Consider the following 22238-nt stretch of genomic DNA (forward strand, 5'->3'; position numbering starts at 1 on the left):
CGACCAAGCGGCTGAATCAGAAAGACATTGCTTGGGAGATATTCAGGCGGTGTGACACGTGAGTAAGGCTATGTCGAAGACACTTTTTCACTTTGCAGGCTCTCTGACGCAGGCGCAAAAGCGGTTTATCACCTTTGCGCTGGACCTGAGTTTGATCCCGGTTTCGCTTGTCTTTGCGGCCTGGATTCTGCTTGGGGCTGCGGCGTTGACTATGCCGCAAACCAGCCTTTTGGCGACACTGGCGGTTTTGATGCCCGTCGGTGGCCTGCTCATACTTGTTCTCGGTTTACACAAAACCAAGCTCAACGCCTATCACGTGCAAGGTGTCGTCGAGACCGCGCTGGTTGCCACCTCTCTGACAGGCGCGGGTGTCGGGCTTGGTTTGGGGCTGCCGCATCTTGCGCTGCCCATGGCGGCCTATGTGATGACGGGTATGGTCTTTCTCATCCTGGCCGTAAGTGCGCGATTGGTGATGCGCCGGGTGCTTCTGTCGATTTACCGCCAGGGCGCGACGCGACTTCCCATATTGATTTACGGCGCAGGACAAACAGGACAACAACTCGCCGCTGCCCTCAGCGTGGATGACACGGTTGAGCCGGTGGCCTTCATCGATGAAGATCGCCGCATTCAGGGGCTGACCATTGCGGGGCTCCGGGTTTACCCGGCAAACAAACTGCAACACCTGATCAATCGCTTTGAGATCAAACGGGTTGTTTTGGCCATGCCACAGCTCAAACCAGCAGATCAGTCGGCCATTACCATGCGCATTGCCGAAACCGGCTGCGAGGTGCATGCCCTGCCCTCTTTTGCCGATCTGATCACCAAATCCCGTGTTGCACCTTCGGATGTGAAACCGGTTGATATCAACGAGCTTTTGGGGCGCGCGCGTCTAGAAGACGACTTACCTGGCGTGAGTGAAACCTATCAGGGGCGCAATATCCTGGTGACGGGGGCGGGTGGCTCCATTGGCTCAGAGCTTTGCCGCCAGTTGATCAAATGGAAGCCCAAGTCACTGATCCTTTTTGATCACAGTGAGTTGGCGCTGTTTGACATTCATCGAGAGCTGCAAAAACTTGATACCGACACACAGATTGTCCCGGTACTGGGCAGTGTGGTGGAAAGCGAACTGGTTCGCATCGCCCTGCGCAAATATCAGGTGAACATCGTGTTGCATGCAGCGGCCTATAAACACGTCCCGCTGGTTGAGGAAAACGCGCTAGAAGGTATTCGCAACAACGTCTTTGGCACCAAGGCTGTCGCCGAAGCCTCGCGCGCAGAAGGGGTTGAGCGTTTTATTCTGGTCTCGACCGACAAGGCCGTGCGTCCGTCGTCAATCATGGGTGCATCCAAGCGCTTTGCCGAAATGGTGGTGCAGGACCTGGCGACTCGGTCCACCACGACCCGGTTTTCCATGGTCAGGTTTGGCAACGTGATGGGGTCCTCCGGATCGGTCATTCCACTTTTCCAGGAACAAATTGCACGTGGCGGACCGGTGACGTTGACGGATATGGATGTCACTCGCTTTTTCATGACCATCCCCGAGGCGGTCAGCCTTGTTCTTTTGGCCGGCTCCTTTGCCCGTGGTGGTGACGTCTTCGTGCTGGATATGGGCGAACCGGTTCTGATCCGCGACCTGGCTGAGAAAATGATCGAGAACGCCGGGTATTCCGTTCGAGATGATACCAATCCCAATGGCGATATCGCCATTCAGGTGACCGGCCTGCGCCCGGGCGAAAAGTTGCACGAGGAGCTGCTGATTGGCTCAGATATGCTCACCACGCCGCATGCCAAAATCCTGCGCGCACAAGAGGCACATCTTTCTGAGATTGAGATGGCCAATGCATTGCAATCGCTCTGGCAGGCGATTGATACACGCAGCCCCGACTTGCTTCAGAAAACCTTGCGCAAATGGATCGAAAAGCAAAGTGGCCTGATTGGTGAAGCTTGGCAAACAGTCAACGAATAGGGATTAGCCCGCATTTTCTTGACGTTCTGCTAACTCAAGCCATTCTTCTTCCGCCCTGCTCAGACTCTCTTGACGCGTAGCCAAAGCCTCTGTCGCCTTGGCAAATTTCGTAGGGTCCTTTGTGTAAAGCTCTGGATCGGCCAGCAAATTTTCCAACTTGGCAATCTCAACCTCAAGCCGCGCCATTTCATCGGGCAGCGTGTCCAGCCGGTGCCGGTCTTTGAATGTCAGTTTGGTGGCTGGTTTAACCGGACGTTGAGGTTTCGGTACATCTGGCTTGGCCTTTGCGGGTTTTGGTGCGACAGCGGCGTCTTGCGGCTTTTGCGCCTGATAGTCGCTCCACCCCCTGCATAGATCGTGGCCCGGCCCTGTCCTTCCATGACGACAGTCGTTGTCGCCACGCGGTCCAGAAAGTCCCGATCGTGGCTGACGAGCAAGACCGTGCCGTCGTAGCCATCCAGAACCTCTTGCAAAAGATCCAGTGTTTCGATGTCGAGATCATTGGTCGGCTCGTCCAGCACCAGAAGGTTACTGTCCCGCGCCATCAGCTTGGCCAGCAATAACCGCGCCTTTTCGCCGCCCGAAAGGGACCGCACAGGCGCGCGCGCTTGCCGCTCATCAAAGAGGAAAACTTTTAGATACCCAACCACATGCCGCGGCGTGCCGCGCACCATCACCTGATCAGCCTGCCCTGAGACGCGCATGTCAGGATCACCTGTCAGGCTATCCCAAAGCGTCATGTTGGGATCGAGCTGCGCACGCGACTGATCAAAAACCACCGGGGCTAGATTGGTGCCATGTTTGACCGTGCCGGCATCCGGCTCTTCGGTTTTCATCAAAAGGTTCAGCAGCGTCGTCTTGCCCACCCCATTGGGGCCGACAAAGGCCACGCGATCCCTGCGCAGAATGGTCAGGTCGAAGTTGCGGATAACGGAGGTCTCGCCAAAGGTTTTCTCAAGCCCCCGCGCCTCGATCACCTTGCGCCCGGATTGCGGACCTGCATCAAGCGCAAGCGCTGCTGTACCCTGCCGTTTGATCTGAGCCGCGCGTTCCGCGCGTAAATCCTGAAGGGCGCGCACCCGACCTTGGTTGCGCTTGCGCCGGGCGCTGATGCCCTCCACGGCCCATCGCGCCTCTTCCGCGATCTTGCGGTTGAGCTTGTGCCGCGCAAGGTCCTCTTCGGCCCAGACCTTGTCTCGCCAAGCCTCGAAATGCTCAAACCCCTTGTCAGAACGCCGCGTGGCCCCACGATCAATCCAGAGCGTGGCCTGGGTCAGGGCACGCAGGAACATGCGGTCATGGCTGATCAGGATGTAGCTGCTGCGCGTGGCCTTCAACTCGGCCTCAAGCCAGGCAATGGCGTGAATATCCAGATGGTTGGTCGGCTCATCAAGCAGCATCAGGTCCGGGGCCTGCGCCATCAACCGCGCCAAGGCAGCACGGCGGCGTTCACCACCGGAGGCCGTCTCAACTGGGCGTTCGGGATTAAATTGCAGCCCTTCCGACGCCATTTCAACGCGGTAATGCTCGGACGGCTCCAAACCTTCCGCTGCGAACTCTCCCAACGTGGCAAAGCCCGACATATCGGGGTCTTGCTCCATATAGCCCACTTGCGCACCGGGTTTGACCACGCGGTCGCCCTTATCCGGCTCCACAAGCCCCGCCATGACCTTCATCAGTGTGGATTTGCCCGACCCATTGCGCCCGACCAGGGCCAGACGATCACTAGGTTGGATCACCAGCGACAGATCCGCAAAGACAGGCTCGCCGCCGAAGCCAAGAGAAATGTCGGTCAGTTGTAAAAGAGGAGCACGTGCCATCCGTGCGGGCTAGCCCGAGAGATTGGGCGCGTCAAGCAAGGCGCGTGTTACCCGACAACTGCGCGGAGCAACCGCTTGCGGGCGGGCGGTATCGCGTTGATCTCCAGCCCCGTGAAAACATGCAGCGTGTTCATCTGTCGGTCCACCACCGCATGGTCACTGACCCAGCCGCCCATAACAAGGTAAGTCCGTAGCAGTGGAGGCATCGCCATCATCGCCTGCTTTGCATCCGGCTTGAACCAACGCAGCTTTTGGGCAAAATTGAACACCGAAGGGGCCTTGACCCGCGGCAACCACCGCCGTGGCGCAAGGTGTTTTTCCTTTAACATAGCAAAGGCGTCGAGATAGGCATCAGAATCAGTGCCCTTGAAGGAGGAACACCCAAAGAGAAGCTCAATCCCATTCTCGTCAACATACCGTGTCATCGCCGCCCAGGCTGCGCGCAGAATGTCAGGGTCGCGCGCATCGGGGTGAATGCAAAACCGACCCATTTCAACGATAGGGCCATCGAACTCCGCCAAGGCGGACAATTCATAAAACTGTGCCGAATAACTGCGACCGATTTCATCGCCGCCGTTCAAAGGCAAAAGCCGGAAGCAACAGACCAGCGTACCGGTTGTTTCGTTTTCAACCAGAAAATGCGTGCAAATGGGATCAAACTCGTCTTGATCAAGCCCATCGCCCTGCCCGCCAAGAAAGGCAATATGCCGCAATGTCTGCGCCGCTTTAAGATCGTCTTGCGTCTCCGCGATGCGAACCCTGTAATGTCCTTTGCTGAGCATGAGATGCCCACCTTGTGCTGTCTGTCTTACACGTAGCTATGCCGCACGCCGCATACAAGCCACACCATGAGCGCGACGCACTCAGTTGAAGAGCTGTGAGGGGTCGATATTACCGAAATTGCCGAGCAGTTGGCGCAAAAATCCTTTGCCAACCACCGTAGAGTCGGTCACCCGACGCGTGAGCGGCACGACGTTTCCATCTGCCAAACTGAAGCGTTCGATATTGGCAATCGTATCAGACTGATCAAAGCTGATGGCCAGAACCTGACGATCGATCACTTCGGGGCGGCGAAACCCAACTTCCTTGATGCGCGTTCGAACATAGTAATAGTCGCCGCCACTCAAAAGACCCGACGCCGAAGGTGCGCCCACCACATCATCAACAGTGGCGCGGTTATCTACGCCGACGACCAATGTCTGCAATTCGTCTTCCGGCGGTACATATCCATGATTGCGAAACTGTGGTGTGCACGCCCCAAGCACCGCCACCAAGACAAGGCCTAATGCCCATTTGCCAAATCGCGAAACCATACTGCCCAAATCCGTTTTGCCACCCAACTGTATGCGGATGCCGCACGCTGGCGACATCCCTTCAACCCGCTTACAACAAGGTGGCGTCCGTGTTCAAGGAAGGATAAATCACAGAGCATGACAGAAAAGACAGATTTTTCAGCCCCCTTGCGCGTGGCTGACCTCAAATCCAATCGCGAAGTCCTCTTTGCTATCGTGCCCGAACTGGACGTGCTGGAGCGTTTGGCGGCTAAGTTGGACCTTATTTCGTTGCGCAAATTGCGTTTCGAAGGCGCTCTGAGTCCCGTCGGTAAGACGGATTGGAATGTCCAAGCCCATTTGGGTGCGACGGTAGCGCAGCCCTGTGTTGTGACACTTGATCCTGTATCAACACGCATTGAAGAAGATCTGACCTGGCACCTGATCAAGGATTGGCACGCGCATGAACCTGAGGGAGATGACATTGAAATGCCGGACGATGACGCCAGCGCGCCTTTGGGTGACGAGATTGACCTCATGGCTTTGATGCAAGAGGCTCTGGCACTTGCTCTGCCCGATTATCCGCGCAGTGCGACTGCACCTGCCAAAGGCGCGCGCGCCGCGCCTCCTGGGGCCGCTCCAATCTCAGATGAGGATGTCAAACCATTTGCCGGACTGGCGGATTTCAAAAAGCGCCTGGAAGACGACAACTGAGCCTGGCCAAACCGGCAAAAAAGGTCTTGCCACGGTCACATTTCACTGTATTTTCGCGCCTTCACCGGATTAGGGGTTGAACCTGCGGCACCACACGGACTATCAGCCGCCTCAACCCTATGGAAACCGGGTCAGCGAGACCCATCAGATTTGAGGTTGTGACATGGCTGTCCAACAGAACAAAGTATCGAAATCGCGTCGCAACAACCGTCGGGCGCATGACGCTCTGGTCGCGGCCAACCCGAATGAATGCCCGAACTGTGGTGAGCTCAAGCGCCCACATCACGTTTGCGCAGCGTGCGGTCACTACGCAGACCGCGAAATTGTCTCGATGGTTGACGAGGTCGATCTGGAAGACGACGCAGCCTAACGACGCTGAGGAGCGCGTCCGATGAGTTCATCCACGGACCCTTCCAAAGCGCAGAACGCACGCGTTCTCATTTCGGTTGACGCCATGGGCGGGGATCTTGGACCGGCGGCTGTTGTCGCCGGTATTTCTTATTCTGCCAAAATAAATCCTGACATCGGCTTTATTCTGCACGGTGATGCGGATCAGCTCAAACCCTTGGTGGCCAAACGCAAGACGCTGACAGGCCGGTGCGAGATTCGCGACGCCAAAGACGTCATCCAGATGGAAGACAAGCCGAGCCAGGCCATTCGGAATGGCAAAAACAGCTCAATGTGGTCAGCGATTGAGTGTGTGCGCAACGGTGAGGCCTCCGTTTGTGTCTCATGCGGGAACACCGGAGCGCTTTTGCTGATGTCCGTGGTGCGGCTGCGAAAACTTCCGGGCATCTATCGCCCTGCTATTGCTGTGCTTTGGCCCTCTGCCAACCCGCAAGGGTTCAACATCATGCTCGACGGTGGCGCAGATATTCGCGCCGATGCCAAGGACCTGATGCAATACGCGCTGATGGGCACGTCCTATGCCCGAAACGGGTTTGGGTTGGATAAACCTCGCGTTGGCCTGCTCAATGTTGGGACTGAAGAGCACAAGGGCCGCGCCGAATTGAAAGAAGCGCATGACCTAATCGCCAGCAATGCCAGAATCGGGGATTTCGAGTTTATCGGTTTTGTTGAAGGGCGTGATTTACCGGGCACTGTGTGCGACGTGATAGTCACAGACGGGTTTACTGGCAACGTGGCGCTCAAGACCGGCGAAGGCACGGCCAAGATGATCAGTGAGCTATTGCGCGACGCATTCGCCTACACGCCGCTGTCGCGGTTGGCTTCGCTTCTGGCACTGACTTCGTTGAGACGTCTGCGCAAACGGATTGATCCGCGCCGGGCCAATGGCGGGGTTTTTCTTGGTCTGAACGGAACGGTGGTCAAATCGCATGGCGCAGCGGATGCAACGGGTGTCTCCGCCGCCGTCAAGCTGGCCTTTGATCTCGCACAGAAGGGATTCAGCGAAAAACTGGCCGCACGGGTTGCATCCGCCTCGCTGACTGAACAGGATGGCACAACCGACGACTCAGACAACGGTGACCCTGAATGACATTGCGCGCCGTTGTAAAAGGTGTTGGGCACTACCTGCCCGAACGAATTGTTGAAAATTCCGAATTTGAAAAGACCCTGGACACGAGCGATGAGTGGATTCGCACGCGCTCAGGCATAGAGCGGCGTCACATCGCCGCCGAGGGGCAGACCACCTCTGACCTCGCCATGCGTGCGGCGCGAAAGGCGCTTGAGGATGCCGGTTTAACAGCCGACGACATCGACGGTCTTCTTGTCGCGACTTCCACGCCGGACCTGACCTTCCCATCTGTTGCGACCATGGTTCAGAACGAACTGGGTATGACCCGTGGCTTTGGATTTGACGTTCAGGCGGTCTGTGCCGGGTTTATTTATGCTCTGGCCAATGCGAACGCCCTGATCGTATCAGGACAGGCAAAGACACTTCTGGTGATTGGCGCTGAAACCTTCAGCCGGATCATGGATTGGACGGACAGGTCTACCTGTGTTCTCTTTGGTGATGGCGCGGGAGCGCTTGTTCTGAGCGCCGAAGAAGGCAACGGCTCAACCGATGATCGGGGTATTCTGGCCTGTGATCTGAATTCCGATGGTCGCTATCGCGAGATGCTTTATGTGGATGGCGGCGTGTCGTCGACAGGAACCTCTGGCAAACTTCGCATGCAGGGCAACCCGCTATTCCGGCAAGCTGTGGAGAAACTCACATGGACAGCTGAGGCCGCACTGGCCAAGGCCGGACTTGACGATAGTGATCTCGACTGGATTGTCCCGCATCAAGCCAATATCCGCATCATTCAGGGCACCGCCAAAAAGATGGGTATCCCTATGGAACGCGTGATTGTCACGGTCCAGGATCACGGCAATACGTCTGCCGCATCGATTCCCCTGGCCATGGCAGTGGGCGTGGCCGAGGGCAAGATCAAGCAGGGTGACCTTCTGGTTTCCGAGGCAATCGGTGGTGGATTGGCGTGGGGTTCGGTGGTCCTGCGTTGGTAATTCGCGAAATCTGGGCGCAAAACCCGCTTAAACTCAATCTGCCAAGTCATTGACATTGACTCGGAAAATCCCTTCCCCCTAAAGTCGCGGGATAAAACAGAGGGGATGTGATGGGCGATAAGACTTTGACACGCATGGATCTGAGTGAAGCTGTATTTCGTGAGGTGGGCTTGTCCCGGAACAGAATCCGCAGATCTCGTTGAAAGCGTACTGAACCATATGTCCGACGCATTGGTGCGCGGAGAACAGGTTAAAATCTCGTCATTTGGAACATTTTCGGTGCGCGATAAAACCGCACGGATCGGGCGCAACCCGAAAACCGGCGAGGAAGTTCCAATCAACCCGCGGCGCGTGCTGACGTTCCGGCCGTCGCATCTGATGAAAGACCGGGTCGCGGCAGGCAACAAAAGCTAGGGCAAAACGCTTATGGCAAAATCCGCCGATGCGTTCCGAACCATCAGCGAGGTGGCTGAGTGGTTGGAAACCCCGGCCCACGTGCTGCGGTTTTGGGAAAGCAAGTTCAGCCAGGTAAAACCCGTCAAGCGCGCGGGTGGACGTCGGTATTACAGACCAGCGGACATGAAGCTTTTAGGTGGCATCAAAAAGCTTTTGCATGACGACGGGATGACCATCAAAGGCGTGCAGAAACTCCTGCGTGAAGAAGGAGTTGCACATGTATCTGCGTTGTCGATGCCTTTGGGAGATGCGGCTGACGATGTGGTTGTCGACACATCTGCTGTAGAGAGCAAGCCAGCACCAGAACCTGAAAAAGCACCGGAATCTCCAAAGCCCGAGGAGCCAGTTGAGAGCATCGTTTCCGAACCACAAACGCCCCTGACTTTCACGCGCCATACCGCGCCAGAGCCAGAAGCGGAGAAGACACTGGAAATCCCCGCTGCCGAAGACACGCCCGAAACCGTTCCAGAGCTTCCAAGCTTTACGTATCTGCGCGGCAAGGATACGCCGCCCAAATCGACAGATGATGGGTCGCCCGGCCCGGATCCTGTACCAAGCGCCGAACCCGCAGCCCCTGAAACAGAAACTGAGCCAGAGCCAGAAAAACCGCGCCCCGCTATGGTAGATGTGCCAGACGATTTCGAAGACACCGTTGAGGCGGAACCTGGCCTTTTGACACGTCTCTCCACCTTGCGCCGCCCCATTTCCAGCACGACCGCAGAGCAACTCAAACCGCTCTTGGCCAAGCTGCGGGATCGCGCATCGAGCTAGGTGCAAAATTGGGAATTCCCTCTTGTGATCGGCGTGAAAACGGGTATGTAACCCCAATCGTCGGGCTATGGCGCAGCCTGGTAGCGCGTCCGTCTGGGGGACGGAAGGTCGCAGGTTCGAGTCCTGCTAGCCCGACCATTCTCAAATCGCCCGCCCAAGCCACGGGGCGGGTTTTTTCATGAGAGGCAAGCGGCGATGAAAACCGGGGTTTTGTCAGACCGTCAGATCAAAGAGATGATCACGTCCGGTGCGATCTCTGCCGCCGCCCCTATTTTGAACGACCAAATTCAGCCTGCCTCGCTTGATTTGAGATTGGGGGACACCGCATTTCGCGTGAGAGCTTCGTTCCTTCCCGGCAAAGAGTCATCGGTGCAGGAAAGACTTAACAGTCTGACAATGCATAAAATTCCGCTGACCGGTGGTGCCGTTCTGGAAAAAGGCTGCGTTTATGTCGTGCCACTGATGGAGCAGCTGACCCTGCCCCAAGGCATGACCGCCGCCGCAAGCGCCAAAAGCTCGATTGGCCGGATCGACCTGATGACACGCATCATCACCGATCAAGGGATAGAGTTTGACCGTGTGCAGGACGGCTATGATGGTCCACTCTTTGCGGAACTTTGTCCACAGAGCTTTTCAGTCGTCGTGCAACCCGGCCAACTGCTCACGCAGATCATTTTCCGCCAGGGCAAGACCATGCTGAGCGATGATGAATTGCGGGCCGTCCATCTGGATACCCCGATTGTTTCAGGCGATCCGGTTATTTCGGACGGTCTCGGCTTTTCCGTCGATCTGCAGCCCAGCGAAGGCAATCTTGTTGGCTATCGCGCCAAGCGGCACACTGGCGTGCTCGATCTTGCAAAACTGGGTCATTATAACCCTGCTGAGTATTGGGAAGAGGTGCGCACGGAGGATGGACATATCATTCTCGACCCCGGCGCATTCTACATTCTTGTCAGCCGAGAGGCGATTGCCATCCCGCCAAACTATGCTGCCGAAATGGCGCCTTATCTGGCCATGGTTGGCGAGTTTCGCGTGCATTATGCAGGGTTCTTTGACCCCGGTTTCGGCTATGACGCAGCAGGCGGAGCAGGCTCACGCGGAGTGCTTGAAGTGCGCTGTCACGAAGCGCCCTTTGTTTTGGAGCATGGCCAGGTCGTTGGCCGGCTGGTTTATGAACGTATGTCTGAAACCCCGGAACAGCTTTATGGCGCTGGTATTTCATCGAATTACCAGGGTCAGGGTCTTAAACTGTCAAAACATTTTAAGTCTTAGAAACGTCCCATGCGGCGCGTCACACGCATCGCCTGTTTGGTGCGTTTCGTGGTCTCAGCGGTGTCCATAGGTTGCCCTGTCTCAGCAGGCGCCTTGCCCTTGTTCATACGCTTTCCGACCGCATCCATACCGGCGTTCATGCCAGATCGGAGCACGCGGCGCATGACCATGCGGACAACCATATTGATGATCTGATTGGCGTTCATTGCGCCCTCCTCATCTGCCTCATGGGTCTGTATATAACATGTAATCATGCAATTTTCAGGGCGAAGACAAGAAATTCACACCTGCGGCGCGTCTGCGTCAGTCCTCAAAAAGCTCGCTTTGGCCTTCTTCAACTGCTTCTTCTATATCTACGTCACCCTCACCCACCTGCGGCATTTGATCAGGCGGCAAACGGTTTTCCAATAGCCCCGCGGCGCGCAGCTCTTTCAGACCCGGCAGGTCACGGGCACTTTCCAATCCGAAATGATCAAGAAATGTAGGCGTAACAACGAAAGTCACCGGGCGGCCCGGGGTCATCTTGCGACGGCCAAAGCGGATCCATTCCATCTCAAGCAGCTGATCCACAGTGCCGCGGCTAATACTGACGCCGCGGATTTCTTCAATCTCGGCGCGTGTCACCGGCTGATGATAGGCGATGATGGCCAATGTCTCGATCGCCGCGCGGCTGAGCTTACGGGTTTCCGTGGTTTCCTTTTGCATCAGGAAGGCAAGGTCCGAAGCGGTGCGCAGGGCCCACGCATCCCCGACCTTAACCAGATGCACGCCGCGTCCCTCATATCGTTTACGAAGATGAACAAGCGCCTCAGCGGCATCGCAGCCATGCGGCATGCGTGATTCCAGCTCACGAACAGTGACCGGTTCAGCAGAAGCAAACAAAATAGCTTCGCACATACGTTCCTGCTCGGCCATTGGCGGGGCTTCGAACAGGCTTTCTTCTTGATCTTCAATCTCTTCTGCCATGCCCTTAATCCCTTCGCCGCAGCTCAAGCGGCGCGTACACTTCGGCCTGCCGCAACTCGACCTTGCCCTCTTTAGCAAGCTCAAGCGCCGCCGCAAAGGTCGAGGCGGTGGCAGAGCGACGGCGTGTCGGGTCGGTGACAAACCCGTCGGGCAGATAGCTGGCGATGTCGGTCCATGTCCCGGCAAACCCGATCAAACCCCGCATTCGGTCAAGCGCCTGTTCCAAAGTGAACACCGCATCTCGGTCAAAGGCGTAGGGGCGAAATTCATCCTTGGTACGGATGCGCGCATAGCCCTGCATCAGATCCAGCAGCGTCGCGGTATACTGCACCTTGCGCACCCGCGTGACCGTTTCTGGAATGCCTCGCGCGAAAAATTCGCGACCCAGCCGGTCGCGCGCCATGAGCTTGGCGGCGGCATCGCGCATCGCTTGCAGACGTTCCAGTTGAAACGCCAGATGCGCTGCAAGCTCTTCGCCCGAAGGCCCCTCTTCGGTCGGGTCGGGCGGGAGGAGAAGCCGGGACTTCAGGAACGCCAGCCACGCCGCCATAACAAGGTAGTCCGCCGCAAGCTCCAGCCGCAGAGCCTTGGCACGCTCGACAAAGGCCAGGTACTGCTGCGCCAGTTCCAGGATCGAGATTTTGCGCAGATCGACCTTTTGCGTGCGTCCCAACGTCAGCAACAGGTCCAGCGGGCCTTCAAACCCGTCCACATCGACAATCAGCGCCTCGGCGACCATACGGTCGGCGACACTCTCTGGCCGTCCAAAATCGTCAAAATCGTCGTCTGACATCTGTACCCTTAGCCTTTCAGCAGTTGGGCCAGCTTTGCCTCCAGCGCGGGAATGTCAACCTCATTAGGGGGCTGACGCGCCGCCAATGCACGTTCTGCGCGGTCCAGTGCCGTACCGCTTAACGTGGCGGACGCATCCGCCACCTGGCGCGCCTCGCCAATGTCACCGTTGCAATGCAATACCACATCACACCCTGCCGCAATGGCCTGCGCACTGAGGTCATGGATGTTTCCGCTAAGCGCCTTCATGGAGATGTCATCCGTCATGATCAATCCGTCAAAGCCGATACGCTCTCGGATCAGGCGCATAACCGGCGATGAAAGTGTTGCGGCCGCCGCGTCACATGCCGAATAGACCAGATGCGCCGTCATGCCCATGGGCAGCGTATTCAACGCGCGAAACGGGGCGAAATCAGTCTCATCCAATTCGTCCAAAGCCGCATCGACTTGCGGCAGATCGAAATGGCTATCGACCGTCGCGCGACCGTGACCGGGCATGTGTTTGACAACTGGCAATACGCCTCCGTCCAGCAAACCCTGCGCCACCGCATGGCCAACAGCCGCAACCGTATGCGGATTTTCCCCGTAACATCTGCTCTTTAGGAAGGGATGCGTGTCAGGCTCCGCAACATCCACAAGCGGCGCGCAATTGGCATCGATACCGAGATCATAAAGCTCATGCGCGATGATGCGATAGCGCGCATACATCGCCTCTTCGGCCCTTTCGCCTGCCAGCTGCACCTGCTCCATCGGAGGGAGCCAGTCGCGCCAGGTTGGGCCGGTCAGTCGTTGAACCCGCCCACCTTCCTGATCAATAAGGATCGGGGCGTTGTGACCCGCCGCGTCTCTGAGATCAGAACAGAGCGCGCGCAGTTGATCGGGCGTTTCGACATTTCGCGCAAATAGGATGTATCCAAAAGGACGCGTCTTGCGAAAGAACGCGCGTTCTTCCTCAGTGAGTTCAGTTGCGCCGACCCCTAGGATGCACGCGCCAAGTGCGTTCAACGCGTCACCACGGGGATACATTCGGCGTTTTCCGCCACCAAAGCCGAACAGAACCGGCGCGCATCATTCAAGTCTGCAAATCCCATGGCGCGCAGGCGGTAAAAGGTGCGCCCCCCGCTTTGGGCACGCTGGATAACCTGTTGTTTATCGCCTAGATATTCTGAGAACTGACCCGAGAGCCGCGTCCATTCCTGTGCCGCCACCTCAGCGCTTTCATAAGCGCCCAACTGTGCCAAACGCGTGCCCGCTGGAATGGCAGAGACCTCCACCAAAGCCGATGTCGAATTTGCTGAGGCCGTAGCAACGCTCGCCGCAACGGCTTCGGCGACCGAGTCGGTCGACGCGGCAACGCGTGTCGGGCGCAGTTGCGGACGCAAGGAACGGCCCAGCCCTTCGGTAACAGGTGTTTCTTCTGCCACGTCCTCTGTGGTGATCACTGTTTCGGTTTGAGGCAGCGCTTCAACCTCTGGGGCCGGTTGCAATTCGCCCAGAGGCTCGACACCTTGCGCCAAACGGTCGACCACCTCCAACGCAGCCACTTCGGTCTCGGCTTCGGTTTGCGTCACCGGCTCCGATACGTTGGCCTCCTGAGCTGCAGCGGCTTGCTTGGCCACTTCATTGGCAACAGTGGCCACCTGAGGCGTGTCCTCAAGGCTGAGTTCCAGTGGTTCAGGTGCCAAAACAAGCCGGTCTGCCGGATCCGCCGCTGTTCCAACGGCGGCAACGTCGTTAACGGCCAAACCCTGATGCTGGAATTCTGTGCCACCGGGATCTTGTGGCTGGACCCGCAACGGCCCTTCGGCGGCCTTGATCACCGGAACGCCACTGACGTCACGAATGAGAAGCTTGTAGCCCCAAACACCAATGCCCACCACCAGCGCCAGCGATATCGCGGCCCCGGCAAAGTTCGCAATCGTTTGTAAATTTAATTGCCGCTCAGACACAGCCCCCGGCTGCACTGTCATCTGTGCCATGTTTCGCCTCTTTGTCTCTCCGGCGAATACATGCCCGCCGGTTGTTCACTGCTCTCCCCGGCGATATTTTTGATGATGTCAGCGCATCTCGTCTGCCGGAGTTACCCCTAGAATACCAAGACCAGCAGAAATAACAACGGTTACGGCCCGCGCGAGGGCAATTTTTGCCTGCGATGCGGCGGGATCATCTGCATCAAGGAAACGCAACTCGGGTTTGTCATTGCCCCGGTTCCAGAGCGCGTGCAGTTCGCTGGCCAGATCATAGAGGTAAAACGCCACGCGGTGCGGCTCGTTCGTGCGCCCGGCAATTTCCACCAGACGTGGCCATTCGGCGATCTTCTTGGCGACTGAGAGCTGCGCCTCATCCGTCAACTGCGAGAGATCCGCCGCGCCAAGATCGGCGTCGTCCACGGCAATGCCCGCCTCAACCGCCTTGCGCAAAACCGATTTCACCCGCGCATGCGCATATTGCACATAAAAAACAGGGTTTTCCTTGGATTGCTCCAGCACTTTGTCAAAGTCAAAATCCAAAGGTGCATCGTTCTTGCGGGTCAGCATGACAAAGCGGGTCACGTCCGCACCAACCTGATCAACCACATCGCGCAGGGTGACAAATGTCCCTGCCCGTTTGGACATCTTGAATGGCTCACCGTCTTTGTAGAGCTTCACCAGTTGTGTGAGCTTGATATCGAGCGGCACCTTGCCATCACTGAGCGCAGACACCGCCGCCTTCATCCGTTTGACATAGCCGCCGTGATCCGCGCCAAAGACATCCATCAGCGCGTCAAAGCCCCTGCTGACCTTGTCATAGTGATAGGCAATATCCGGCGCAAAATAGGTCCAGCTGCCGTCTGACTTCTTTACTGGCCTGTCCACGTCATCGCCATGCTCGGTCGATTTGAAGAGCGTCTGCTCACGCGGCTCCCAATCCTCGGGCTTTTTGCCTTTGGGTGGCTCAAGCACGCCCTCGTAGATCAAGCCCTTGGATTGCAGCGCCTCTAGCGCCTGTTCGATCCGGCCCGTGCCATAGAGGGATTTCTCACTGAAAAACACATCCATCTGAACCCCAAGCGCCTTCAGGTCCGCGCGGATGAGATCCATCATCGCCTCGGTGGCATAGTCTCGCACCTCAACCAGCCAGACCTCTTCGGGCTGATCGACATACGCATCGCCGACCTTGTCCTTCAGAGCAGCCCCGACCGGGATCAGGTAATCACCGGGATAGGTGCCGTCCTCGAACGCCACCTCCTGACCATGTGCCTCCAGGTAACGCAGGTAAACAGAGCGCGCCAATACATCGACCTGCGCGCCGCCATCGTTGATGTAGTATTCGCGCGTGACGTCGTAGCCCACGAAATCCAAGAGACTGGCCAATGCGTCGCCGAAAACAGCGCCGCGCGTGTGACCCACATGCAAAGGCCCGGTTGGGTTGGCCGAGACGTATTCGACATTCACCTTTTTCCCGGTACCGGTGTCAGAGCGGCCAAAGTCAGCACCCGCCGCCAAAGCCGCCTGAACCACGGAATGCCAGAGCGACGGCGCAAGACGCAGGTTCAAGAACCCCGGTCCGGCCACCTCGGCACTTAGAATAGCGTCATGCGCCCCAAGATGCCCGGCCAGCGCCTCGGCAATATCGCGTGGTTTCAGACCAGCCGGTTTCGCCAGAACCATGGCCGCATTGGTCGCCATATCACCGTGTGCGGCATCGCGCGGCGGCTCAACTGTCACGTTTGTCAGATCAAGACCCACGGGCAGTTCCCCTGCCCCTTGCATGGCCTCAAGGGCTGCCAGCACGGCCTGCCTGATTTCGGTGAACACATTCATCCGGGCGATCCTTCTTCTGTCGGGCGTCGGTTTAGCACCCCCGTAGCGCGCGTCAATCGCGATGCGCGGCGCGGTTTACTTTGCCGCCACGTCCTCACGACCGGGTCCAAACCAGATCAGTTCTGTATCCGGGTCTGGTTCCCATTCCGCATCAGCAGAGAGCAAGGTGAAGGCTCCGCCCTCTTTGTAAAGCGCAAGGGCTATGCCTTCGGGATTTTGTGCGGCCCAGTCCGACTTGGTGAATTCATCGGTCAGCAATGTGACGCGCACCTCCCAACCTTTCGCCATTTTGCTGGCAATCTCAAGATAAGTGAGTTTGCCTGCAAAACTCTGTCCGCCCAGTCCCGGAGGCAGGACGAGGCGCTTGCTGTCGGATTTCAGCCTGCCCAACTGATACACGTTTTCGCGACCGAACTCCGGCGCAAGGTCGGTCGCCACGAGCGTGTTGTAGGCGTCATTGTCGCTGACAGCGACAATGCGGCCATAGGACATGATTTCCACACTGTGCTCAGCCGCTTCCGAGAGCACATCGCCGTAAAACACATGCAGCCCCGCATCCCGTGCACTGCGCAGGCGCGCGCGGTTGGTGTCGGTGATCAGGACCGGGATTTTCACGCTGAGCAAAGCTTGTGCAAAGGATGTGGCGAATTGCGATCCGCCCGCGATGATGACACCCGGCGTGCCTTTGCCCGCCAAGCCCATGGCGCGCGCCACGGGGGCCAGCAAAAAGCCGTTCAGCACCACCGTGACCGCCACGAGGGCGAAGGCAAATGGTGTGAGAAAAGCCGCATCTTCGACCCCATTGGCCACCAATCTTTCACCAAAGAGCCCCGCAACCGCGACAAGCACCACGCCTCTTGGCCCTGCGAGGCCGACAAGCAGGCGTTCCTTGAAGGGAATATTGGTTCCTAAAAGCGACAGAAGCACGGTGGCCGGGCGCACCAGAAGGACAACCACAGCAACCAAGGCTGCGGCCTGCCAGTTCAGCCGCCCAAGGGTCTCAAAATCCATATTGGCGGCAAGCAGGATGAACACGCCCGAAACCAACAGAATGGTCGCATGTTCCTTGAACCGACGCAGTTCCGTGTAGCTGGGCAAATTGGCATTGGCCATGACAATACCCATGACCGTGACGGTCAGAAGCCCACTTTCATGCAGCATGTAGTCCGTGACCGCGAAAGCGGCGAGCAGGACGGCAAAGAGCACCGGGACTTTCATATATTCCGGAACGTAAGCCCGGCGAAATGCTTCTGAAAGACCCCAACCTGCACCATATCCCACGGCGCAAGCGATTGTAATACCGCGAATAATTTCCCAGGCTGCGTGGCCAAGGCTGCCTGCGGCGGCGGTGACGACTACAACCTCAAAGGCCAGAACAGCCGCCAATGCGCCAATAGGATCATTGACGATGGCTTCCCACTGCATGAGCTGTGCAGGACGGCGATTAAGACGCGCCTGCCGCAAGAGCGGCGCAATGACAGTTGGCCCGGTGACAATCATGATCCCGCCAAAAACCGCGGCGCTTTCCCAACTCAGGCCGCCGACATAGTGCAAGGCCAAAGCCGAGCCGATCCACCCCAAAGGTGCGCCGACAACCACCAGCCGTTTTACCCCCTGCTCTGCCCCTCGCAGGCTATGAAAATCGAGCGTTAACCCGCCTTCAAATAGAATAATGGCCACCGCAATGGAGATCATCGGCCCCATCAGGACGCCAATGTCCCTTTCGGGATCAAAAATTCCAAACACAGGTCCAGCCAACAGGCCAGCAACCAACATCAGAACAATCGCAGGCATCCTGAGCCGCCAGGCCACCCATTGCGCACCAACGCCCAGCGCGCCGACAAGCGCAAAGGCCATGACCGGGTCCAAACCGCCATCTGCAGGTGTTGCTGCCATCCTTACACTCCTTCTCGCGCCACTGCGCTGTCGTCTCCGCCCAAGAGCCGTTTGTGGCTTTCTAGCGCATAGCGATCTGTCATTCCCGCGATGTAGTCGCTGACCAACCGCGCCAATTCGATTTCAGTTTTCGCTTGAGCCACATCATTTTGCCAGCGCTTGGGCAGAAATTCGGGTTTGGACATGTAAAACGGAAACAGCTCTTCGACCACGCGCGTGACGCGCTGGCGCATCTCGGTAACTTTAGGAGCGCGGTACATATGCTTGAAAAGGAATGACTTTATTGTCTTCATATCCGCCGCCACCTGATCAGAAAACAAGATCGCAGGTTGACCCAAATGGCGGATATCGTCCGTCGTCTTTACACCGGTTTCCTGTAGCTTTGATCGAGACGTCTCGATCACATCGGCAACCATCTCACCAAACACGCGCCGCAAGGCCTCATGACGGCGGCGATATGCATCCAGCCCTGGATACCTCTGATCCACAGTGTCAAAGCACGGACCAACCATAGGTAAATCGCGGATATCATCCTCGGTGAAAAGCCTGGCACGCAACCCGTCATGCAGATCATGGTTGTTATAGGCAATATCGTCGGCCAATGCGGCCACTTGCGCTTCGGCACTGGCAAAGCTGTGCAACTCAAGATCATGCAGCGTGTTGTAATCGGCCAGCGCATAAGGCAACTCACCGGTCACCGGGCCGTTGTGCTTGGCAATCCCTTCCAGCGTGTCCCAGGTCAGGTTCAGCCCATCAAACTCGGCATAGTGCCGCTCCAGTGAGGTGACGATGCGAATGGCCTGAGCATTGTGATCAAACCCGCCATAGAGGGCCATCAATGCGTTGAGCGCGTCTTCTCCGGTGTGCCCAAATGGCGTGTGACCCAGATCATGCGCCAGCGCGACGGCCTCGGTCAGTTCCACATTCAACCCCAAAGCGCCCGAAATCGTCCGCGCCACCTGCGCAACCTCAATAGAATGGGTCAGACGCGTGCGAAAATAGTCGCCTTCATGCTCCACAAAAACCTGTGTCTTGTGCTTGAGACGGCGAAAGGCGCTGGAATGGATGATGCGGTCGCGGTCCCGCTGAAAACACGAGCGAAACGCGCTTTCCTCCTCGGCCACAAGCCGGGGCCGCGCGCGGTCTGGATCCGACGCATAGGGCTTTGTCATGTCTTTTACTCGCCTGCCCTGTCTTGTGGCACTGTCCCATGCCTCATATATTGCATTGGCAAGCTGAACGAAACCATATGGAACCACCTGCGATGCAACTGCCTCCAACTGTGACGGAACGCGCCTTCGAGCGTCTGGCCGAAATCGGCGCTGGCGATCAGGGACAGGCCCTTCGGGTCGCCGTAGAAGGCGGCGGATGCTCGGGCTTTCAGTATGACATCAAGCTTGATGCGCCCGCCGAGGATGATCTCGTGCTGGAGGGCAAAGGCGAAAAGGTCGTTGTGGATAGCGTCTCACTGCCCTTTTTGACCGGGGCGACCATTGATTTCACCGAAGAGCTGATCGGTGCGCGTTTTACGATTGATAATCCGAACGCCACAAGCGCCTGCGGCTGTGGGACGTCCTTCTCGATGTGATGTCTAGAACTCGTGCTGTCTATTCCGCCGGGACGAGGGTTTTGTCTGCTACCGGTCGAATGCGTTCCCAAATCAGCCAACCGCCTGCTGAAATTATGATAAACGCCCCAAGATAGGTATGCGCGGCAGGCGTTTCAGCAAAGAACGCCCAGCCAATGGCAACCATCCAAATGAATTGTAAGTTCATCAGTGGCGTCACCACATAGGCTGGCAAAATTCGCAGTGCGGCGACCAAAACCCAGCGCGCACCAAAGAGCAGCAAAGCATAGATCGCCGCGAGAGCCACGTCGATGCTTGACATCGGCTTGAACACAAAAGGCAAAGCAAGTGCCATGACCCCCATCAGGGCCAGGTTCGGATAAAAGACCTGCGCGAGCAGATTGGTGTCGCGCCGTCCGATAAACCGAGACGTAACCATCGAAATGGACCCCAGAATGACGGCCGACAGTGCGATAAGATGACCCAATCCCATTCCGTGCACACCTTCCGGGAATACGCACGCCACGCCCACCACGCCCAGTCCAAGTGCCATCCATGTCTGACTGCGCACGGGCTCTCCCAGCACCGGGCCGGACAGAATTGCGGTGAACAACGGGATCAGCGCGATGAACAGGAAGACATCGGCAAACGGCAATAGCCGAAACGCGTGGAAAAAGGCCAATGTACCCAGCACGGTGGCCACCACACGAACGGTCATAGCCCTGGGGCATTGCGTCGACATGCAGCGCCTCTGACCGCATGTGTCGCGGTTGGCCAACAAACTGAAAAGGGCCACCAATCCGCCGGATATGGCAAAGAGCTGTGGTGCGGAATAGGATTGCGCAAAGCCTTTGGTGATGGCGTCCGCGCCGGTGATTAACAGAGAGTAGAGAGCTGTTAGCCCGACGCCGGACAAAACAAGAGCCGAAGAGACGTGTCGGATCATACTAGAGCTCCAGGGGCGCTGGCACGGGCAAATCCATTGAAGAACGATTGAAAATCAACCGCTTGTTCGGCAGCGTTGATTACCTCTCGCGCCATGTCCGACAGAGTTTCATCCAGTTTCGGGCGCATCGCGGACCAGTCCGGGTGCCGAACCCCGTCCAGTGTGTACATCTGCTCGGACAGCTCTCGCAGCGGGGCAACCTCATGCCGTGGCGCGGTAAAGCTGATAGGGCCTTCTGGGATTTGCGCCCCAAATCCACCCTGCCCTGACAGGGCCAGATGCCAGTTCAGCATGAAATACGGATGGTACGCATCTGACCGCCAGCCCATATCATCTTCGCGGATTGCGAAGTAACGGGTTTGCTCTGCCAGCCAACTGTCCCAGCTTTCCGGTGGGCTGACCCCGGCAAAGCGAAGTGCAATGCAGATCTCGGCGAGCAGATCGATGTTCAGCTCAAGATAGGCCAACGTACCTGCAAAGGTCAGACTTTGGATCGACTTTTCATCAAGACAGGGATCCTTCAGTCCGTAGTCGGACAGGTAGAACACGATGTGGGTCAGCTCATAAGCTGCCTTCTTATTGGGTATCGCAAAGGTTTCCGACCGTGTCGTGAAGTCACGCAACCGGTCATCCAGCCCAAGGTCGCGAGACACGGGGTCTACCCCGCGGCGCAGACACAAACGCCGGGCTTCGGCGCGCTGCAGGTCCGACAGTTCCGCCCCCACAAGCCCTTGCTTCGCAACCCAGTCCACCGCGGCCTCAGCGCGGTTTCCTGGCAGGCCAAGGTCCTCAAGATCGAGGCACATCGACAGCAAAAACCGATAATATTGCGGGAAAAAGCTGAGGCGCTTTTCGATGGTGTCGTAGAAATTGTTGAAGGGCGCAAGCGAGGTCAGCGGCAACTCAAAGCCGCAGCTTTGGTAGATGTTGAGCAGTTCCGCGTTTTCCTTGAGCCAGAACACATCCTGTTCCGGACGGCGTTGCGACACAAACCGCTCCAGCAAAGCCGCCTGACGCAGCTCTGCCGTGGATTGGCGGAACGGAAAATCGAAGTGAACGACGGATCCCATGAATGATACCTTCCTTTACAACCAGATTCCGTTCCGCTGAGCCATTTACAGGCTCGAAGTGAAGGCGTGAACAGCGTCACCTTCAGTGGTCTCGGAGGCGCGGACGGGCCCGAGGCTGGAAGTGAAAAGCTCTACTGCGTCGCCTTCCGTGGTGTCAGATGCACGAACCGGACCAAGGCTAGAGGTGAAGAGTTCCACCGCATCGCCGTCCATATCTGAGGATGTGACAGGTGTCAGCGACGATGTGAACGCCTCTGTGCCCTGCCCAACATACGCGTCTGCTTCTGCGACAGGACCCAATGAAGAAGTGAATGCCTCAACTGCGGAGCCGTCAAACATATCGGCGCTGTTGTCTTGTGTTGTTTTGTACGAAATCTGTTCTTTACGAAGTGCTACCATAATTTTTCTCCTTTTTTCGGCAGTGCCGGTGAGTGCCCAAATCGTTGCACGGTAATCGGG

The 22238-nt window shown here is 57.4% G+C and carries 21 protein-coding genes, 1 tRNA gene and 2 pseudogenes; 10 read left to right on the top strand and 14 right to left on the bottom strand.

The features are described from left to right. Positions 1-70 precede the first annotated feature (70 nt). The gene (locus RZ517_RS10605; protein ID WP_338548214.1) at positions 71-1966 is read left to right on the top strand and encodes a polysaccharide biosynthesis protein; all 1896 of its coding nucleotides are present in this window, start codon (positions 71-73) and stop codon (positions 1964-1966) included. Positions 1967-1969: 3 nt separating this feature from the next. Here RZ517_RS10605 and RZ517_RS10610 read toward each other — a convergent pair. The 3 genes and pseudogenes from RZ517_RS10610 to RZ517_RS10620 all read right to left on the bottom strand — a co-directional run bounded on the left by RZ517_RS10610 (position 1970) and on the right by RZ517_RS10620 (position 5099). Further along, a pseudogene (locus tag RZ517_RS10610) lies at positions 1970-3786 on the bottom strand (ABC-F family ATP-binding cassette domain-containing protein). A gap of 47 nt (positions 3787-3833) precedes the next feature. Further along, positions 3834-4568, bottom strand: coding sequence for a GNAT family N-acetyltransferase (locus tag RZ517_RS10615; RefSeq protein WP_338548215.1), 735 nt, complete (start codon positions 4566-4568; stop codon positions 3834-3836). 81 nt (positions 4569-4649) lie between these two features. Beyond that, positions 4650-5099 (bottom strand): outer membrane protein assembly factor BamE, encoded by a 450-nt coding sequence (locus RZ517_RS10620; RefSeq protein ID WP_338548216.1) that lies wholly within the window; start codon positions 5097-5099, stop codon positions 4650-4652. A gap of 117 nt (positions 5100-5216) precedes the next feature. On the opposite strand from RZ517_RS10620, the gene RZ517_RS10625 reads away from it, so the two are divergent. The 8 genes and pseudogenes from RZ517_RS10625 to RZ517_RS10660 all read left to right on the top strand — a co-directional run bounded on the left by RZ517_RS10625 (position 5217) and on the right by RZ517_RS10660 (position 10739). Then, the gene (locus RZ517_RS10625; RefSeq protein WP_338548217.1) at positions 5217-5771 is read left to right on the top strand and encodes a YceD family protein; all 555 of its coding nucleotides are present in this window, start codon (positions 5217-5219) and stop codon (positions 5769-5771) included. A gap of 163 nt (positions 5772-5934) precedes the next feature. Beyond that, positions 5935-6141 (top strand): 50S ribosomal protein L32, encoded by a 207-nt coding sequence (rpmF, locus tag RZ517_RS10630; RefSeq protein WP_338548218.1) that lies wholly within the window; start codon positions 5935-5937, stop codon positions 6139-6141. 21 nt (positions 6142-6162) lie between these two features. Further along, the gene (gene plsX, locus RZ517_RS10635; protein ID WP_338548219.1) at positions 6163-7269 is read left to right on the top strand and encodes a phosphate acyltransferase PlsX; all 1107 of its coding nucleotides are present in this window, start codon (positions 6163-6165) and stop codon (positions 7267-7269) included. Next, positions 7266-8240 (top strand): beta-ketoacyl-ACP synthase III, encoded by a 975-nt coding sequence (locus RZ517_RS10640; protein WP_338548220.1) that lies wholly within the window; start codon positions 7266-7268, stop codon positions 8238-8240. The genes plsX and RZ517_RS10640 overlap by 4 nt, the downstream gene beginning before the upstream one ends. Before the next feature lie 110 nt (positions 8241-8350). Continuing rightward, a pseudogene (ihfA, locus tag RZ517_RS10645) lies at positions 8351-8654 on the top strand (integration host factor subunit alpha). 12 nt (positions 8655-8666) lie between these two features. Then, the gene (locus RZ517_RS10650) at positions 8667-9467 is read left to right on the top strand and encodes a MerR family transcriptional regulator (RefSeq protein WP_338548221.1); all 801 of its coding nucleotides are present in this window, start codon (positions 8667-8669) and stop codon (positions 9465-9467) included. A 61-nt stretch (positions 9468-9528) separates the two neighbouring features. Beyond that, positions 9529-9605: transfer RNA gene (locus RZ517_RS10655), tRNA-Pro, on the top strand. Between the two features lie 57 nt (positions 9606-9662). Next, a complete protein-coding gene (locus tag RZ517_RS10660) occupies positions 9663-10739 on the top strand; it encodes a 2'-deoxycytidine 5'-triphosphate deaminase (RefSeq protein ID WP_338548222.1) in 1077 nt (358 codons plus the stop codon). On the opposite strand, the gene RZ517_RS10665 is transcribed toward RZ517_RS10660, so the two are convergent. The 8 genes from RZ517_RS10665 to RZ517_RS10700 form a co-directional block, all read right to left on the bottom strand. Continuing rightward, the gene (locus RZ517_RS10665) at positions 10736-10945 is read right to left on the bottom strand and encodes a hypothetical protein (protein WP_338548223.1); all 210 of its coding nucleotides are present in this window, start codon (positions 10943-10945) and stop codon (positions 10736-10738) included. The two genes, RZ517_RS10660 and RZ517_RS10665, sit on opposite strands and share 4 nt — an antisense overlap. Before the next feature lie 97 nt (positions 10946-11042). Beyond that, the gene (gene scpB / locus RZ517_RS10670) at positions 11043-11705 is read right to left on the bottom strand and encodes an SMC-Scp complex subunit ScpB (RefSeq protein ID WP_338548224.1); all 663 of its coding nucleotides are present in this window, start codon (positions 11703-11705) and stop codon (positions 11043-11045) included. 4 nt (positions 11706-11709) lie between these two features. Then, the gene (locus RZ517_RS10675; RefSeq protein WP_338548225.1) at positions 11710-12498 is read right to left on the bottom strand and encodes a segregation and condensation protein A; all 789 of its coding nucleotides are present in this window, start codon (positions 12496-12498) and stop codon (positions 11710-11712) included. 8 nt (positions 12499-12506) lie between these two features. Continuing rightward, entirely contained in the window at positions 12507-13523 is a 1017-nt protein-coding gene (gene nagZ, locus RZ517_RS10680) for a beta-N-acetylhexosaminidase (RefSeq protein WP_338548226.1), read from the bottom strand. After that, positions 13499-14467 carry an SPOR domain-containing protein gene (locus RZ517_RS10685; RefSeq protein ID WP_422395579.1) on the bottom strand — a complete coding sequence of 323 codons (969 nt, stop codon included), beginning with the start codon at positions 14465-14467 and terminating at the stop codon, positions 13499-13501. Before RZ517_RS10685 ends, nagZ begins: the two co-directional genes overlap by 25 nt. Positions 14468-14554: 87 nt before the next feature. Further along, positions 14555-16300 carry an arginine--tRNA ligase gene (gene argS, locus RZ517_RS10690; RefSeq protein WP_338548228.1) on the bottom strand — a complete coding sequence of 582 codons (1746 nt, stop codon included), beginning with the start codon at positions 16298-16300 and terminating at the stop codon, positions 14555-14557. Positions 16301-16375: 75 nt separating this feature from the next. Beyond that, positions 16376-18196 (bottom strand): cation:proton antiporter, encoded by a 1821-nt coding sequence (locus RZ517_RS10695; RefSeq protein ID WP_338548229.1) that lies wholly within the window; start codon positions 18194-18196, stop codon positions 16376-16378. A gap of 2 nt (positions 18197-18198) precedes the next feature. Next, on the bottom strand, positions 18199-19368 hold the full coding sequence (locus RZ517_RS10700) for a deoxyguanosinetriphosphate triphosphohydrolase (protein ID WP_338548230.1): 1170 nt from the start codon (positions 19366-19368) through the stop codon (positions 18199-18201). A 92-nt stretch (positions 19369-19460) separates the two neighbouring features. On the opposite strand from RZ517_RS10700, the gene RZ517_RS10705 reads away from it, so the two are divergent. After that, positions 19461-19784: a HesB/IscA family protein gene (locus RZ517_RS10705; protein ID WP_317057806.1), complete on the top strand. Its 324-nt coding sequence runs from the start codon at positions 19461-19463 to the stop codon at positions 19782-19784. 19 nt (positions 19785-19803) lie between these two features. Here RZ517_RS10705 and RZ517_RS10710 read toward each other — a convergent pair whose 3' ends face one another. The 3 genes from RZ517_RS10710 to RZ517_RS10720 are packed head-to-tail and all read right to left on the bottom strand — an operon-like array spanning position 19804 to position 22178. Continuing rightward, on the bottom strand, positions 19804-20709 hold the full coding sequence (locus tag RZ517_RS10710; RefSeq protein WP_338548231.1) for a DMT family transporter: 906 nt from the start codon (positions 20707-20709) through the stop codon (positions 19804-19806). Further along, positions 20706-21779, bottom strand: a complete 1074-nt coding sequence (locus RZ517_RS10715) for a DUF6902 family protein (protein WP_338548232.1) — start codon at positions 21777-21779, stop codon at positions 20706-20708. The genes RZ517_RS10710 and RZ517_RS10715 overlap by 4 nt, the downstream gene beginning before the upstream one ends. A 45-nt stretch (positions 21780-21824) precedes the next feature. Next, positions 21825-22178, bottom strand: coding sequence for a hypothetical protein (locus RZ517_RS10720; RefSeq protein WP_338548233.1), 354 nt, complete (start codon positions 22176-22178; stop codon positions 21825-21827). Positions 22179-22238: the final 60 nt, after the last annotated feature.

It is taken from the genome of Roseovarius sp. S88 (assembly GCF_037023735.1).
Classification (GTDB): Bacteria; Pseudomonadota; Alphaproteobacteria; order Rhodobacterales; family Rhodobacteraceae; genus Roseovarius; species Roseovarius phycicola.